Source organism: Massilia glaciei (assembly GCF_003011895.2).
In the GTDB taxonomy this organism is placed as follows: domain Bacteria; phylum Pseudomonadota; class Gammaproteobacteria; order Burkholderiales; family Burkholderiaceae_D; genus Telluria_A; species Telluria_A glaciei.
On the sequence record NZ_PXWF02000083.1, the window covers coordinates 1 to 14303 of the forward strand.

General features: G+C 66.9%; 14 protein-coding genes. 3 read left to right on the forward strand and 11 right to left on the reverse strand.

All coding sequences use genetic code 11. The annotated features are described in order from the left end of the window. Positions 1–685 (reverse strand): ligand-binding sensor domain-containing protein (locus C7C56_RS06215; RefSeq protein ID WP_307719028.1); only part of this gene is annotated, 685 nt, incomplete at its 3' end. Between the two features lie 23 nt (positions 686–708). Continuing rightward, the gene (locus C7C56_RS06220) at positions 709–1890 is read right to left on the reverse strand and encodes a patatin-like phospholipase family protein (RefSeq protein WP_106756597.1); all 1182 of its coding nucleotides are present in this window, start codon (positions 1888–1890) and stop codon (positions 709–711) included. A 512-nt stretch (positions 1891–2402) separates the two neighbouring features. On the opposite strand from C7C56_RS06220, the gene C7C56_RS29645 reads away from it, so the two are divergent. Both C7C56_RS29645 and C7C56_RS06230 read left to right on the forward strand, forming a co-directional pair. After that, entirely contained in the window at positions 2403–2732 is a 330-nt protein-coding gene (locus C7C56_RS29645; RefSeq protein WP_267874671.1) for a type II toxin-antitoxin system RelE/ParE family toxin, read from the forward strand. Further along, on the forward strand, positions 2689–3027 hold the full coding sequence (locus C7C56_RS06230; RefSeq protein ID WP_106756599.1) for a helix-turn-helix domain-containing protein: 339 nt from the start codon (positions 2689–2691) through the stop codon (positions 3025–3027). The genes C7C56_RS29645 and C7C56_RS06230 overlap by 44 nt, the downstream gene beginning before the upstream one ends. A 29-nt stretch (positions 3028–3056) precedes the next feature. Here the strand turns inward: C7C56_RS06230 and C7C56_RS06235 are convergent, their stop codons facing one another. From C7C56_RS06235 to C7C56_RS06245, 3 genes are all read right to left on the reverse strand, one after another. Further along, positions 3057–4847: a gamma-glutamyltransferase family protein gene (locus C7C56_RS06235; protein ID WP_106756600.1), complete on the reverse strand. Its 1791-nt coding sequence runs from the start codon at positions 4845–4847 to the stop codon at positions 3057–3059. 142 nt (positions 4848–4989) lie between these two features. After that, on the reverse strand, positions 4990–5748 hold the full coding sequence (locus tag C7C56_RS06240) for a 3-hydroxyacyl-CoA dehydrogenase (RefSeq protein WP_106756601.1): 759 nt from the start codon (positions 5746–5748) through the stop codon (positions 4990–4992). A 193-nt stretch (positions 5749–5941) separates the two neighbouring features. Beyond that, complete coding sequence (locus C7C56_RS06245; protein WP_106756602.1) at positions 5942–6412, reverse strand: hypothetical protein; 471 nt, start codon at positions 6410–6412, stop codon at positions 5942–5944. Between the two features lie 160 nt (positions 6413–6572). On the opposite strand from C7C56_RS06245, the gene C7C56_RS06250 reads away from it, so the two are divergent. Then, on the forward strand, positions 6573–7871 hold the full coding sequence (locus C7C56_RS06250; RefSeq protein ID WP_106756603.1) for an acetyl-CoA hydrolase/transferase family protein: 1299 nt from the start codon (positions 6573–6575) through the stop codon (positions 7869–7871). 347 nt (positions 7872–8218) lie between these two features. On the opposite strand, the gene C7C56_RS06255 is transcribed toward C7C56_RS06250, so the two are convergent. From C7C56_RS06255 to lpxK, 6 genes are all read right to left on the reverse strand, one after another. Beyond that, a complete protein-coding gene (locus C7C56_RS06255; RefSeq protein WP_106756604.1) occupies positions 8219–8818 on the reverse strand; it encodes a pyridoxamine 5'-phosphate oxidase family protein in 600 nt (199 codons plus the stop codon). 90 nt (positions 8819–8908) lie between these two features. Further along, a complete protein-coding gene (locus C7C56_RS06260) occupies positions 8909–11047 on the reverse strand; it encodes a sodium-translocating pyrophosphatase (RefSeq protein ID WP_106756605.1) in 2139 nt (712 codons plus the stop codon). Between the two features lie 216 nt (positions 11048–11263). Beyond that, positions 11264–11920, reverse strand: a complete 657-nt coding sequence (gene adk, locus C7C56_RS06265) for an adenylate kinase (RefSeq protein WP_106756606.1) — start codon at positions 11918–11920, stop codon at positions 11264–11266. 210 nt (positions 11921–12130) lie between these two features. Continuing rightward, a complete protein-coding gene (gene kdsB, locus C7C56_RS06270) occupies positions 12131–12898 on the reverse strand; it encodes a 3-deoxy-manno-octulosonate cytidylyltransferase (RefSeq protein WP_106756607.1) in 768 nt (255 codons plus the stop codon). Between the two features lie 19 nt (positions 12899–12917). Next, positions 12918–13088, reverse strand: coding sequence for a Trm112 family protein (locus C7C56_RS06275; RefSeq protein WP_106756608.1), 171 nt, complete (start codon positions 13086–13088; stop codon positions 12918–12920). Further along, on the reverse strand, positions 13069–14118 hold the full coding sequence (lpxK, locus tag C7C56_RS06280; protein WP_106756609.1) for a tetraacyldisaccharide 4'-kinase: 1050 nt from the start codon (positions 14116–14118) through the stop codon (positions 13069–13071). Before lpxK ends, C7C56_RS06275 begins: the two co-directional genes overlap by 20 nt. Positions 14119–14303 lie beyond the last annotated feature (185 nt).

Here is a 14303-nt window from a genome sequence, read left to right on the forward strand (position 1 = left end):
CGAAGCCGGCCGCGCCGGGCGCGAGCGAGTCGAGGCCGGCCGCGGTGCCGACCCACAGGCGCCCGCCGGCGTCGCGCGCGAGCGCGTGCACGTCGTCGGCGGCCAGGCTGGCCGGGTCGTCCTTGTCGTGGTGGTAGATGGTGAACTTGCCGCTGTCGGTGTCGAGGTGCTGCAGGCCGTCGCCGGTGGCCAGCCACAGCCCGCGCCCGCCGTCGCCGACGATGGCGCGCACGTGGCGGTTGCCGTTGCCGCGCCTGGCCGGCTCGGGCGGCAGGTGGTGGCTGAAGCTCTGGGTGGCCGGATCGAAGCGGTCGAGGCCGCCGTCGGTGCCGACCCACAGCCGGCCCGCGTGGTCCACGTGCAGCACCCGCACCCAGTTGTCGGCCAGGCTGCGGCGGTCGTTGACGGCGTTGCGGTAGTTGTGGACCCGGTAGCCGTCGTAGCGCGACAGGCCGGCTTGGCTGCCGAACCACATGAAGCCGTCGCTGTCCTGCGCCACCGCCAGCACCGACTCCTGCGCCAGCCCCTGCTCCACGCTGAACTGCTCGAAGCGCAAGGTGCGCGCCGGCGCGGCCAGGCTGGCCGCGCACGCCAGCAGCGCGCAGGCCAGCAGCAGCAGCAGCGCCAGCCGGCGCGGCGACGGCCGCGCGCCCGGACGGCGCGGATCGGGACGCGGCCAACTCATTGATGCTCCAATCATGGGGGCCGTCACGATCCGAAGAACGCCAGCACGTCGTCCCTGCGGGCGCGCGTGTCGCGCTGCCCCAGCCCGATCAGTTCGCACGTGTAGCTGGCCTCGAACAGCAGGTAGGAGGCCAGCGCCGAGCCGCGCGCCTCGGTCGCGCCCAGGCTCGAGAGCAGGGTGCGGATGGTGCCCGGCAGGCTGGCGATGTGGCGGCTGGCGATGTCGTCGAGCCGCTCGGACGGCGCGATCACGAGCAGCTCGACCGGCTTGAGCGGGGTTTTTCCGAGGTACTCCGGCGGCAGCACCGACAGCGTCAGGTTGATCCGGTTGAGCCGTTCGATGTCGACCGCGAGGCTGTCGAGGAAGATCGAGGACAGCGCGTGGCCGGCGATCTGGGCCAGGCTCGGGTAGCGCGCCGCGCCGGCCGCCTCGTGCGCCGGCTCGGAGAGGCGGCCGGCGCCGACCACCAGCACCTTGGACGCGCCGAGGTGGATCGCCGGCGAGATCGGCGCCAGCTGGCGCATCGAGCCGTCGCCGCAGTACTCGCGGTGGCCGCCCGTGTACAGCGGCACGGCCGGGAAGATGAACGGGATCGCCGAGGACGCGAGCAGGTGCTCGACCCCGATCTGGTCCTGCAGCGCGATGCGCTGCATGCGCACCCACGGCTCGATCTCGGCGGCGGTCTGGTAGAAGGTCAGGTGGTTGCCTGCGCTGTAGGACGAGGCGGTGACCGCGAGCGCGTGCAGCAGGCCGTCGGCGAGCGCGGCGTCGAGCCGCGGCAGGTCGAGCATGCGGTGCAGCAGGCCCACCAGCGGGGTGTTGTCGAGCAGCGAGGTGGGCGGCGCGGCGCGCCATTTGCGCAGCAGCCAGCCGAACGAGAGCAGCGAGAGCCAGCGCGCGCCCGAGCGCAGCACGCCGAGCGAGTCGGCGCGGTAGACCTGGGCGACCGTCATGTTCTCCCAGACGTCGAGCAGCTTTTGCACGCCCTCGCCGAAGTTGTCGGCGCGGCAGGCCAGCGCGGTGGCGTTGATGGCGCCGGCAGAGGTGCCGCAGATGATGTCGAACGGGTTGCGCGAAGGCGGCCAGCCGGCCTCCCACAGAATCTGGGAGATCGCCTGCAGCACCCCGACCTGGTAGGCGGCGCGGGCTCCCCCTCCGCTCAATATCAAGCCGGTTTTTTTAGGTAATGCCTGATGTAATCCCATACGGCAAGATTAGCAGGGTCCGGGCATTTTGCGGGAGAAAGTTGCAGCTAATGCATTTTCTGTTGCCCCGGCGCGTATATGCATTTCTGAATAACCCGGGTATGTGTTATACAAAAATGCATGTACACGCGGGCCTGCGCAGATGCGCCATCCCGGATCTGGCTCATACTGAATATAGACACAGTTGTCAGGCGCTGTGAGCGGCGGCGACAATCTTCGTCCATCACACTAGGTGCCATACTATGAACAGCTCGATTGCGAGGAACGCGTTGCCCGATAGCGCCGATAAGCCACGCGTTTTCAAGTTAAAGCGGTTTTCAAAAGATACCAAGAAGGAAGGGATTAAAGACGACGAGCTTTGCCAAGCCATCGCGGATGGCTTGAGGAGGGCAAGGGGGGAAATCTAGGAGCCTGTCGGACTTAGGATCGTCGGCTGCAAAAAATGCTGGACGGTCCATATTTCGCCGCTTTCTCGGCCAATAGCTCGCTATTGGCACTGCGAAATCGTCAAAATCTGGCCTCGTCCAGCACTTTTTTCGCTTCGACTCCCTAAGTCCGACAGGCTCCTAGGCGGTAACGTTTGGAAGAAAAGGCTCAAGCAAAATCGAAATCGCTCCATAGTGCTGACCAAGCCGAAGGATTTTTGGGTTTTCGCCTACATGTTCGCCAAAAGCGACAAGGATAACTTGGATGCCGACGAGTTGGCCGGGTTCAAGAACCTGTCGACCAACTATGGCGTCGCGGGCTTGGCCGGGATGGTTAAGTTAGTCGCGGCAAAAACGGCAATGGAGATTTGTCATGAATGCGAAGATAAAGAGTTCGGCAGCCACAAGGAAACCTAAGAGCCGCGCCATGGCGGCGATACTCGAGGCGGCGCAAGACATGGCCGATGCCGGCTTGATCGATAAGAAGACGATGCGCGACTATGAGGGGCTTTGCTCGGTCCCGCAGATGACGGCCGAAGATGTCGTGCGCATTCGAAGCGCAGCCCAGGCAAGCCAGAACTATTTTGCCAGGGCGCTCAACGTAAGCGCCTCGACCGTCCAAAAGTGGGAGTCGGGCGCGAAGAAACCAAGTGGCCTCGCGGCGAAGATGTTGACCATCGTTGAAAAACACTGTCTAGAAATTCTGTCGTGAATGGAAGGCATGTTGCCTGCCATCGCCGGCTAGTCGCCCTTGGCCTCGCCCTCGCGGCGCGGGTCGGCGCCGCCGAACCAGATCGGGATGCCGTGCACCTGGCCGCGCTGGATCCCGTGCAGGCCCGAGTTCATATCCCAAAAGCGCAGCGTGTGGCCGCGCGCGCGCAGCGCCTCCGTCACGGCCGGGCCGAAGCGCCCCGCCTCGAGCTCGGTCGGGCCGTTGCGGCTGCCGAAGTTCGGCAGCGCGATCGCCTGCTGCACGTTCATGCCCCAGTCCATGGTTCCGACCAGCACCTTGGCCACGTAGTTGATGATGGCCGGCCCGCCGGGCGATCCGACCGCCAGCACCAGCTTGCCGCTGGCGCGCTCGAACACGATGGTCGGGCTCATCGCGCTGCGCGGGCGCTTGCCGGGCTGGACCCGGTTGGCAATCGGACCCTCGGCGTCAAGGGCGTCGAACGAGAAGTCCGTCAACTGGTTGTTGAGCATGAAGCCGCGCACCATCTGGCGCGCGCCGAACGCGTCCTCGATCGTGGTCGTCATCGACAGGCCGGCGCCGTTGGCGTCGACCACCACCAGGTGCGAGGTCGAGGCGGTCTCGATCGCGTTGTCGCGGCCCCAGGCGACATCGAAGCCGGGCGGCTTGCCGGGCGGCGCCACGTCCATGCTGCGCTCGCCGATCAGGGCGGCGCGCGCGCGCAGGTAGATCTTGTCGATCAGGGCCGGCACGCCGCGCCCGGGCAGCGGCACGAAATCGGTGTCGGCCGCGTAGCGGTTGCGGTCGGCGTAGGCCAGCCGCGCCGCCTCCGAGAACAGGTGCACCGCCTCGGCCGTGGGCACGCCGTCGACCGGGGCCAGTTTGGCCATGTCGCGCGTCTCGAGGATGCCGAGCATCTGCGCGACGGCGATCCCGCCCGAGGACGGCGGCGGCATGCCGCACACGGTCCAGCGCCGGTAGTCGCTGCACACTGGCGGGCGCAGCTTGGGCCGGTAGCCGGCGATGTCGGCCGCCGTCAGCAGGCCCGGATTGGTCGGGTGGCCCGCCACCTTGTCCGCGATCGCCTGCGCGATCGGGCCAAGGTGCAGGGCGTCGGCGCCGCCGGCGGCGATGGCGCGCATGGTGCGCCCGAGTTCGGGGTTGCGCAGCAAGGTGCCGACCGGCAGCGGCTGAAGGTTTTGGTCGTAGAAGTAGCGCGCCGCGACCGGGTCTTTTTTAAGGTGCGCGTCGCGCCCGAGCATGCCGTGCAGCCGCTCGCTGACCGCGAAGCCCTTGTCCGAGAGCGCGATGGCCGGTCCGAACAGGGTCTTCCAGGGCAGCTTGCCGTGTTGTTTGTGCGCCAGTTCGAGCATGCGCAGCACGCCGGGCGCGCCGACCGAACGGCCGCCGACGACGCCGAGAGCGCGCGGGACCGGGCCGCCCTCGGGCTTTTGGAACAGCCGTTCGGTGGCCGCCGACGGCGCCGTCTCGCGGCCGTCGAAGGCCTGCACCCGCTTGCCGTCGTAGTGCATCAAAAAGGCGCCGCCGCCGATGCCCGACGATTGCGGCTCGACCAGCGTGAGCACCATCTGGGCGGCGACGGCGGCGTCGATCGCGCTGCCGCCCTGCCTGAGCATCTCGTAGCCGGCCTCCACGGCGTGCGGATTGGCCGCCGCGATCATGTAGTTCTTGGCGGCCCAACCGGGTTTGCTGTGGACGGCGACCGTGCTTTCGGGCGCCTCCTGCGCGGCGTCCTGGGCGCGCGCGGGGACCGGGTTGAGACCGGCGGCCGACAAGGCGGCGCAGGCGAGCAGGGACAACAGTGGGTGCGGCTTGGTCATCGGTTCTCCAAAATGAAAAGGCGCGCGACCGAGGCCGCGCGCCCTGATGGGAGCATCCTACAACAATTTGCCCCCGGAGGTCTCTGCCCGCTTCGCCGGCGACTTACTTCGGAGGCTTACTTCGGCTCCCTACTTCGGCTCCCTACTTCGGCTGCATGCGGATGGCGCCGTCGAGGCGGATGGTTTCGCCGTTGAGCATGGTGTTTTCGATGATGGCCTTGGCCAGGTGCGCGTACTCGGCCGGACGGCCGAGGCGCGGCGGGAACGGCACCATCTTGCCGAGCGCGTCTCGCACCTCTTCGGGCATGCCCATCAACATCGGGGTCTCGAAGATGCCGGGGGCGATCGTCATCACGCGAATGCCGCTGCGCGCCAGGTCGCGCGCCATCGGCAGCGTCAGGCCGACCACGGCCGCCTTCGAGGCGCCGTAGGCGGCCTGCCCGATCTGGCCGTCGTAGGCCGCGACCGAGGCGGTGTTGATGATCACGCCGCGCTCGCCCGACTCGCCCGCTTCGGTCTTGCCCATCGCGTCGGCCGCCAGGCGCGCCATGTTGAAGGTGCCCACCAGGTTGATGTTGACGGTGCGCTGGAACACCTCGAGCGGGTGCGGGCCGTCCTTGCCGACCGTCTTGACGGCCGGCGCGACGCCGGCGCAATTGATCAGGCCGCGCAGGGTGCCCAACGCCACGGCGGCGGCGACCACGGCCATGCCGTCGGCCTCCGAGGTCACGTCGCACTTGACGAAGGTGCCGTTCAGTTCGGCCGCGAGCACGGTGCCCGCCTCGACCTGCACGTCGGCCAGCACGACCTTGCCGCCCGCCTCCGTGAGCATGCGCGCGGTGGCCGCGCCCAGGCCAGAGGCCCCGCCGGTGATGATGAAAACATTGTCTTGGATCTGCATGGATGGTCCTCTTGAAGTTCTTGGTTGGCGGTTGACGTTGACGTAAACGTCAAGTAACCGCGATTGTATCGAACTTTTGGCAGGAAAAACCGCCGCCGGGGCATCGCGGGCGCATTAAATGCCGATTAAAGGACCGACTCGAAGGCCGATCCACGGCCGACCAACGGTTGATCAACGGCTGATCAACGGCCGACTAAAAGCATTGCACCGTGTTGCCGGTGGTCGTGCACAGGCGGCCCTGGGGGTCGAGCACGGCGTTGCCGCCGCCGCCGTTGTAGCGCTTGCCGTTGGTGTCGGTGCAGCCGCCCATGTCGCAACTGTTGATCTGGACGGGGCCGGACGGCGCGGCGGAGACGGGTGGGACCGCGGACGGCGCCGCGGGCGAAAGGGACGGCGCGCGGGCGATGGGCGCGGCGGGCGGCATCGTGATGATGTCCTGGCGCACCGCGCGGCGCTGCGGCGGCGCTTTTTTGGGCGGCTGGGCGCGCCTGGCCGGCCCGGCGGCGGGCGGCGCGGGCTCGGGCGCGGCCTTGGGCGCCGGCTTTGCCACCGGGACCGCGTACTCGGGCGAGAGCAGCGGCGCGTAGACGTCGGGCTCGGCGGCGCCGGCCGCAAGGCCTGTCAGCAGCAGCAGTGCTGCGAGAACGCGCGGGCGCAGTTTCATGGCGTGCCTTTCAGGGCCGGGAGGGTCGTTGCCATTATCGGGCAGCCGCGGGTGCGCACGCCAGGCGAGTGGGAAACAGTTTGTAACACGCATCTGGGGCGCCGTAAGGACCGGGTCAGCCCGCGCGCTTACCATGGAAGCCACGACAAAGGAAACCACAATGCAGACGGTCCAACTCGAGTACCAGGAAAAACGCATGGACGCCGCCGCGGCGCTCGATCTCTTGCGCGACGGCGACACGATCATCGTTCCCACCGGGGCCGGCGAGCCGCCCGCGCTGCTGACGGCCCTGTCGGCGCAGCGCCACCGGTTCCGCGACATCCGGGTCGCGCAGATCCTGGCGCTGCGCAAGTACGACTATTTCGACCCGGAGACGGCGGCCCATGTGCGCCACGCGGCGCTGTTCTTCGGGCCCGCCTCGCGCGCCGGCGGCCAGCAGGGCTGGTCCGAATTCATCCCCAACCATTTTTCCGAGATACCGCTGCTGATCGAGAGCGGCCAGATGGCGGCCGACGTGGTGTTCGCGCTGGCCTCGCCGATGGACGAGCACGGCAACTTCGCGCTGAGCCTGGGCACCGACTACACCATGGCGGCGCTGGCCAGGGCGCGCGCGGTCGTGCTCGAGGTCAATCCGAACGTGCCGTTCACGCACGGCCGCTGCCATGTCCACGTCTCGCGCGTGCATGCCGTCGTCGAGAGCGAGGCGCCGCTGTTCGAGGTGGGGATGCCGGCGATCGGCCCGGTGCAGGAGGCGATCGGCCAGTATGTGGCCGAGATGATCGGCGACGGCGCGACCTTGCAGATCGGCTACGGGGGCATTCCCGACGCCGTCGTGACGCAGTTGAGCGGCAAGCGCGACCTCGGCGTCCACACCGAAATGCTCGGCGACGGCATCCGCTCGCTGGTCGAGTGCGGCGCCGTCACCAACGGCCGCAAGAACGTGTTGCCGGGCAAGATGGTGGCCACCTTCGCGCTCGGCTCGAACAAGCTGTACCGGTTCATGCACCGCCACCCGATGCTCGAGATGCACCCGGCGGGCATCACCAACGACCCCTATTTGGCCGGGCAGAACGACAACCTGATGTCGATCAACGCCACCCTGCAGATCGACCTGCTGGGCCAGTGCGGCTCGGAGAGCCTCGGCCACCTGCCCTATTCGGGCACCGGCGGCCAGGGCGACTTCGTGCGCGCGGCCAACCGCTCGCGCGGCGGGAAGTCGTTCATCGTGTTGCCGTCGACCTGCAAATCGGACACGCTCTCGCGCATCGTGCCCACGATCACGGCCGGCACCCATGTCAGCACCGGCAAGAACGATGTGAACTATGTGGTCACCGAATTCGGGGTCGCGCAATTGCGCGGCAAATCGGCGCGCGAACGCGCCAGCGCGCTGATCGCGATCGCGCATCCGCACTTCAGGGCAGAGCTGCGGGCGGCGGCGAACAGGCTTTGCGTGTTTTGAGGGGCGGTGGAAAAACGTGTTCGTGCCGCGGGTAGCTGAATACAAAATACAAAAAAATCACGGCCGCGGGCCTGGAAGTTCGCGCTGAACGTCTGTGCAGACTCGCTATGGGTCCCCGCTTTCGCGGGGATGACGGGTACTCGTCCCCGCTTTCGCGGGGAGTCATTTCTGCCAATGGCAGGAATGACGGCTGGGGGGGGAACCGGGGACAGACCCCGGGAAACCGGGGACAGACCCCTGTTACGCGGAAACGTACGGGTTACGCGCCGCGCTTTCACGACTCCAACGTTTCCAAAGAACAGGGGGCTATTCGCCTCTGGCTTTTCCCTCTGGCTGTTTGCGCCCGGCTATGCTTCGGCGCGCTTGGCGTCAATGCCGGCGCCGCCGGTCGCGGGCGCGATGTTGCCGCTGACCAGGTAGGTCGGAATCCCATCCAGGCTGAGTTGGTTTTTCTCTCGCCAGTATTCATTCAGGCCTTCGGCGCCGCGCTTTTGCGCCCAGTCGTTGAGCAGCTCGCGGTCCGCCTCGTAGGTATACACCGGTACCGCCATGCCGCAGGAAACCTGGACCAGGTCGATCTGCATGTCGAACATCTGGCGCCCGCCTGGCAGTGGCGGCAACAGCGCCGACAGCGTATCCCAGTCCGGGTCGTTCTTGTGGATCACCCTGGCGCTGCCGTACAGGCGCAGGATGGTTGGCACGCCCTCGAACGCGCAAAACATGATCGTCATGCGCGGCGCGATCTGCACGTGCGCGGCGGTCTCATTGCCGCTTCCGGTGACGTTCAACCAGAGCACCCGGTTGCTGCCCAGTACGCGCAGCGAATCCATGCCTTTGGGCGACACGTTGACACGGCTGTCGGCAGTTGCCGTGCCGACGAAGAACATCTTCTGGCGCGCGATGAACGCGGCCATGTCGTCGCTCAGCGCTTCGTATTTCTTTCCCATCTTTACTCCCTGGTTGCCGCTGTGGCGCGCTCGCGGAGCCCTCCAAAAAAACCGGCCGCGAAGGCCGGTTTTTTTATTCAGCGCGTTAATTTACTGCGCCATGGGCGCCGCCACCGGCGCGGGCGCCGCGGCCTGGTCCATGATGATGGTGGTCGCCTCGTGCGCCGGGGCCGGCGCGCTGACCGCGATCCAGCCCGTCACCGGCAGCAGCGGCACCAGCAGCAGCGCGACGATGTTGATGATCTTGATCAGGGGATTGACGGCCGGGCCGGCCGTGTCCTTGTACGGGTCGCCCACGGTGTCGCCGGTCACGGCCGCCTTGTGCGCGTCCGAACCCTTGCCTCCGAAGTTGCCGTCCTCGATGTATTTCTTGGCGTTGTCCCAGGCGCCGCCGCCGGTCGTCATCGAGATGGCCACGAACAGGCCGGTGACGATGGTGCCCATCAGGAGGCCGCCCAGCGCGGCCGGCCCGAGCAGCATGCCGACCACGATCGGCACCACCACCGGCAGCAGCGACGGCACGATCATTTCGCGGATCGCCGAGGCGGTCAGCATGTCGACCGCTTTGTCGTACTCGGGCTTGCCGGTGCCGTCCATGATGCCCTTGATGTCGCGGAACTGGCGGCGCACCTCGACCACCACGGCGCCGGCGGCGCGGCCGACCGCCTCCATCGCCATCGCGCCGAACAGGTAGGGGATCAGCCCGCCGATGAACAGGCCGACGATCACCATCGGGTTCGACAGGTCGAACGAGACGGCCTTGCCGACCGATTCGAGCGCGTGGGTGTAGTCGGCGAACAGCACCAGCGCGGCCAGGCCGGCCGAACCGATCGCGTAACCCTTGGTGACGGCCTTGGTGGTGTTGCCGACCGCGTCGAGCGGGTCGGTGATGGCGCGCACCGATTCGGGCATGCCCGACATCTCGGCGATGCCGCCAGCGTTGTCGGTGATCGGGCCGTAGGCGTCGAGCGCGACGATGATGCCGGCCATCGACAACATGGACGTGGCGGCGATCGCGATGCCGTACAACTGGCCCATCTGGTACGAGGCGAGGATCGCCGCGCACACCGCCAGCACCGGATACGCGGTCGACTTCATCGACACGCCCAGGCCGGCGATGATGTTGGTGCCGTGGCCGGTGGTCGAGGCTTCGGCGATGTGGCGCACCGGCTTGAAATCGGTGCCGGTGTAGTACTCGGTGATGTAGACCATCAGGCCGGTCAGGATGATGCCGACCAGCGCGCAGCCCATCATGCTCATGCGCATCGCCTGGTCGGGCCAGACCAGCCAGGTCACGGCCGCGAAGCCGACCAGCGACAGGCCGGCGGCCCACCACAGGCCGGTGTACAGGGCCGACATGATTTTTTTGCCCGGCTTGGCCTTGACCAGCGAGCAGCCGACGATCGAGCCGATGATCGACACCGCGCCCAGCAGCAGCGGATAGATGACCGCCTCGGTCGTCATGAGCTTGAACATGAGCGCGCCGAGCAGCATGGTCGCGATCAGGGTCACGACGTAGGTCTCGAACAGGTCGGCGGCCATGCCGGCGCAGTCGCCGACGTTGTCGCCGACGTTGTCGGCGATCACGGCCGGGTTGCGCGGGTCGTCCTCGGGGATGCCCGCCTCGACCTTGCCGACGAGGTCGGCGCCGACGTCGGCGCCCTTGGTGAAGATGCCGCCGCCGAGGCGCGCGAAGATGGAGATGAGCGAGGCGCCGAAGGCGAGCCCGATCAAAGGCTTGATGACGTCGTGCGCGGTCATGCTGCTGCCCTGCGCCAAATAGGTCAGCATCCAGTAGAACAGGGTCACGCCGATCAGGCCGAGGCCGACGACGAGCATGCCGGTGATGGCGCCGCCCTTGAAGGCGACGTCGAGCGCGTCGTTCATGCCGCGCGTGGCCGCCTGCGCGGTGCGCACGTTGGCGCGCACCGAGACGTTCATGCCGATGAAGCCGCAGGCGCCCGAGAGCACCGCGCCGATCAGGAAGCCGAGCGCGGTCTGCCAGTCGAGCAGGAAGAAGATCGCCACGAGCAGCACCACGCCGACGATGGCGATGGTGCGGTACTGGCGCGCGAGGTAGGCCGCGGCGCCCTCCTGGATCGCCTGGGCGATCTCCTGCATGCGGGCGTTGCCGGGGTCCTGTTTGAGGATCCAGGCCCGCGACCAGAGGCCGTAGATGACCGCGATGACACCACATGCGACTGCGAATCCGAGAAACTGCTGCACCATATCGTCCCCTTTGTTTTTGAGTTCTAAAATCACGTAACACAACAACACAACAAGATGGGCCGCTCCACCCGGGATCGCAGGGAGTGGAGAAACGGCCAGCCAGACTGCGTACTGCAAAACATTAATTCAAGTGAAACTGAAAACTGGTATGGGGACGGCGGCGGGCGGCGTCCGGGCGCAAAAAAGCGGACACCAGGTCCGCTCCGTTGTTACCGCTTAATCCGACAATGCCGCGAACGCCGCATCGCGGATTTGGTCGACAGGTCCGACACCGGAGATGCGGCGGTATTTCGGCGCGCCCGGCAGGCCCGATTGGGCCCATTTGTTGTAGTAGCCGAGCAAAACCTCGGTCTGGGCGTGGTACACCGCGAGGCGTTTCATCACGGTCTCGGCCTTGTCGTCGTCGCGCTGGATCAGCGGTTCGCCCGTCAGGTCGTCGAGGTTGTCCGCTTTTGGCGGATTGAATCTGATGTGGTACACGCGGCCCGAGCCGGGGTGCGAGCGGCGGCCGCTCATGCGCTCGACGATCGACTCGTCGGGCACGTCGATCTCGAGCACGTAGTCGACGTTGATGCCGGCGTCTTTCATCGCGTCGGCCTGCGCGATGGTGCGCGGAAAGCCGTCGAAAAGGTAGCCGCCGGAGCAGTCGGGCTCGGTGAGGCGGTTTTTGACGAGGCCGATCATGATGTCGTCCGACACCAGGCCACCCGCATCCATGACTTTTTTGGCGGCCATGCCGAGCTCGCTGCCGGCCTTGATCGCGGCACGCAGCATGTCGCCGGTCGAAATCTGGGGGATGTTATATTTTTCTTTGATGAAATTGGCCTGGGTGCCCTTGCCGGCCCCGGGTGCTCCTAACAGGATGAGACGCATGAAAATTCCTAAGACTTGTTAAATATTTTGTAGGTTTCGCCGCTATTTTTTGACTGATGCGTATCTGTTACCTTGGTACGAAACTTACCACAAAAGTCTGGCATAGCGGCCAATCTGGGCGTGAAATGCCATTTTTAGCTTGATATTTCGCATGGGCGTGCGGTTTCCTTTTTGGAAACAAGGCGCAAAGTGCGCCAACGCATCACTTGTTCACCGTTGGTAGTGCAGGCGCACGCGCTCGAGGTCGGCGGGCGTGTCGACCCCGCCCGGCGGCGCCTCGGCGCACACGTGGACCGCGATCGGGTAGCCGTGCCAGAGCACGCGCAATTGCTCGAGCGCCTCGATGGCCTCGAGCGGCGCGGCCTCGAGGCCCGGATACAGCTGCAGGAAATCGTTGCTGTATGCGTACAGTCCGATGTGGCGCAGCGGCACATAGCCCGTCGGCAACGTATCCGTCGCCTCGGCGAAGGCGTCGCGGTGCCAGGGGATCGTGGCGCGCGAGAAATACAGGGCGCGCGAGGCCTTGTCGAGCACCACCTTGACCACGTTCGGATTGAAGGCCTCGAGCGCCCCGGTCAGCGGGTGGGCGCAGGTGGCCATCGGCACGCCCGGCCCGACCAGGCGCGCGCAGGCGGCCAGCAGCGCCGGGTCGATCAGCGGCTCGTCGCCCTGCAGGTTGACGACCACGGCGTCGTCGGCCAGGCGCAGCCCGCGCGCGACCTCGGCGATGCGGTCGGTGCCGGAGGGATGGTCCGAGCGCGTCATGTAGACCTCGACCCCGTGCGCGGCGCAGGCGGCGGCGATCTCCTCGTGGTCGGTGGCGACGATGATGCGCTCGGCGCCCGAGAGCGCGGCGCGCTCGGCCACCCGCACCACCATCGGCTTGCCGCCGAGGTCGGCGAGCGGCTTGTCGGGCAGGCGCGTCGAGGCCATGCGCGCCGGGATGATGACGGTGAACGGGCTGGCGGGGTCGGTCATATCAGTTTCGCTCCGCCGCTTATTGGGGTTCGATCTTGCGCGCCTCGTCGGCCCACATGATGGGCACGCCGTCGCGGATCGGGAAGGCCAGGCGGTCGGCCCGGCAGATCAGTTCCTGGGCCTTTTTATCGGTTTCGAGCGGTCCCTTGCACAAGGGGCAGACCAGAATATCAAGCAGGCGAGCATCCACGACATTTCTCCACAATTTGTTCGGCCAGCGCGGCATCGAGCCGCGCCGTCACGGGCACGACCCACAGTCTCGGGTCGTGTTTGAGATTTTCAATTTGCCCACATTTTACTGCATCCTTCTCGGTGATCAGGATGACGTCGGCGTCGACGTGCGCAAACGGCTGGTCGAGGAAATCGTGGTGGTCGGGCAAGGGCAGCTCGGCGAACGCGAGTCCGGCCGCGCGCAGCATGGTAAAAAAGCGCGCGGGATTGCCGATGCCGGCGGCCGCGACCAGCCGCTTGCCGGCCAGTTCAAGCAATGGCACGCGCGCGCCGGGGCGGGCCAGCTGCTCGGCGAAGCCGCCCGCGAGTTGCATCCGGAACGGCGCGGCGCCGGCCTGCGCCACCAGTTCGGGCGTGAGCGCGGGCGCGTTGACGATCGTGAAGTCGCGCCGGCGCGAGGGCGGCTCGCGCAGCGGTCCGGCCGGCAGCAGCCAGCCGTTGCCGGTGCCGCGCGCGTCGAACAGGATGATTTCGAGATCGCGCCGCAGGGCGTGATGCTGCAGGCCGTCGTCGGAGATGATGATGTCGACCCCGGGGTGCAGCGCCAGCAGCGCCCTGCCCGCCGCCGCCCGTGAGCGTCCGACCACCACCGGGCAGCCGGTGCGGCGCGCGATCAGCAGCGGCTCGTCGCCGACCTGTCGCGCGGTCGAATCGGCATCCAATGCGATCGGGGAGGTGCCGTCGCCGCCATGCCCGCGCGAGATCACGCCGGGCGTGAATCCGGCCGCGCGCAGGGTCTCGGCGAGCCAGATCGTGAGCGGGGTCTTGCCGGTGCCGCCGATGAAGATGTTGCCGACCACGACCACCGGCACGGGCAGTCGCTCGGACTTGAGCAGGCCGTGGCGGAACAGGGCCGCCCGGCCGCCCGATGCCGCGCGGAACAGCAGCGAGACGGGCCACAGCGCGCAGGCGAGCGCGCCGCGCCGTTGCCAGGCGCGCGTGAGCACGGGCGCGAGCTTGTCGCCGAGGCTGGGTGAGGTGGCTTTCATGGGTGTCATGGCATCCCTGTATCAACTCGACAACCCAAACGACACCGTCCTCGCGAAGGCGCACTGCTGTCCGGGATAATCCCCTTGATATTGCAACGCGCCGAATAGGCCGTTCAGTCGCTTTAGAATCGTATCGCGAGAACTTAAATAGCAAAAATCAACGTCATCCCCGCGAAAGCGGGGAC

Coding starts and splice junctions, on each gene's coding strand:
- C7C56_RS06220 (WP_106756597.1), bottom strand. CDS start 1,890: ATGGGATTACATCAGGCATTACCTAAAAAAACCGGCTTGATATTGAGC.
- C7C56_RS06230 (WP_106756599.1), top strand. CDS start 2,689: ATGAATGCGAAGATAAAGAGTTCGGCAGCCACAAGGAAACCTAAGAGC.
- C7C56_RS06235 (WP_106756600.1), bottom strand. CDS start 4,847: ATGACCAAGCCGCACCCACTGTTGTCCCTGCTCGCCTGCGCCGCCTTG.
- C7C56_RS06240 (WP_106756601.1), bottom strand. CDS start 5,748: ATGCAGATCCAAGACAATGTTTTCATCATCACCGGCGGGGCCTCTGGC.
- C7C56_RS06245 (WP_106756602.1), bottom strand. CDS start 6,412: ATGAAACTGCGCCCGCGCGTTCTCGCAGCACTGCTGCTGCTGACAGGC.
- C7C56_RS06250 (WP_106756603.1), top strand. CDS start 6,573: ATGCAGACGGTCCAACTCGAGTACCAGGAAAAACGCATGGACGCCGCC.
- C7C56_RS06255 (WP_106756604.1), bottom strand. CDS start 8,818: ATGGGAAAGAAATACGAAGCGCTGAGCGACGACATGGCCGCGTTCATC.
- C7C56_RS06260 (WP_106756605.1), bottom strand. CDS start 11,047: ATGGTGCAGCAGTTTCTCGGATTCGCAGTCGCATGTGGTGTCATCGCG.
- adk (WP_106756606.1), bottom strand. CDS start 11,920: ATGCGTCTCATCCTGTTAGGAGCACCCGGGGCCGGCAAGGGCACCCAG.
- kdsB (WP_106756607.1), bottom strand. CDS start 12,898: ATGACCGACCCCGCCAGCCCGTTCACCGTCATCATCCCGGCGCGCATG.
- lpxK (WP_106756609.1), bottom strand. CDS start 14,118: ATGAAAGCCACCTCACCCAGCCTCGGCGACAAGCTCGCGCCCGTGCTC.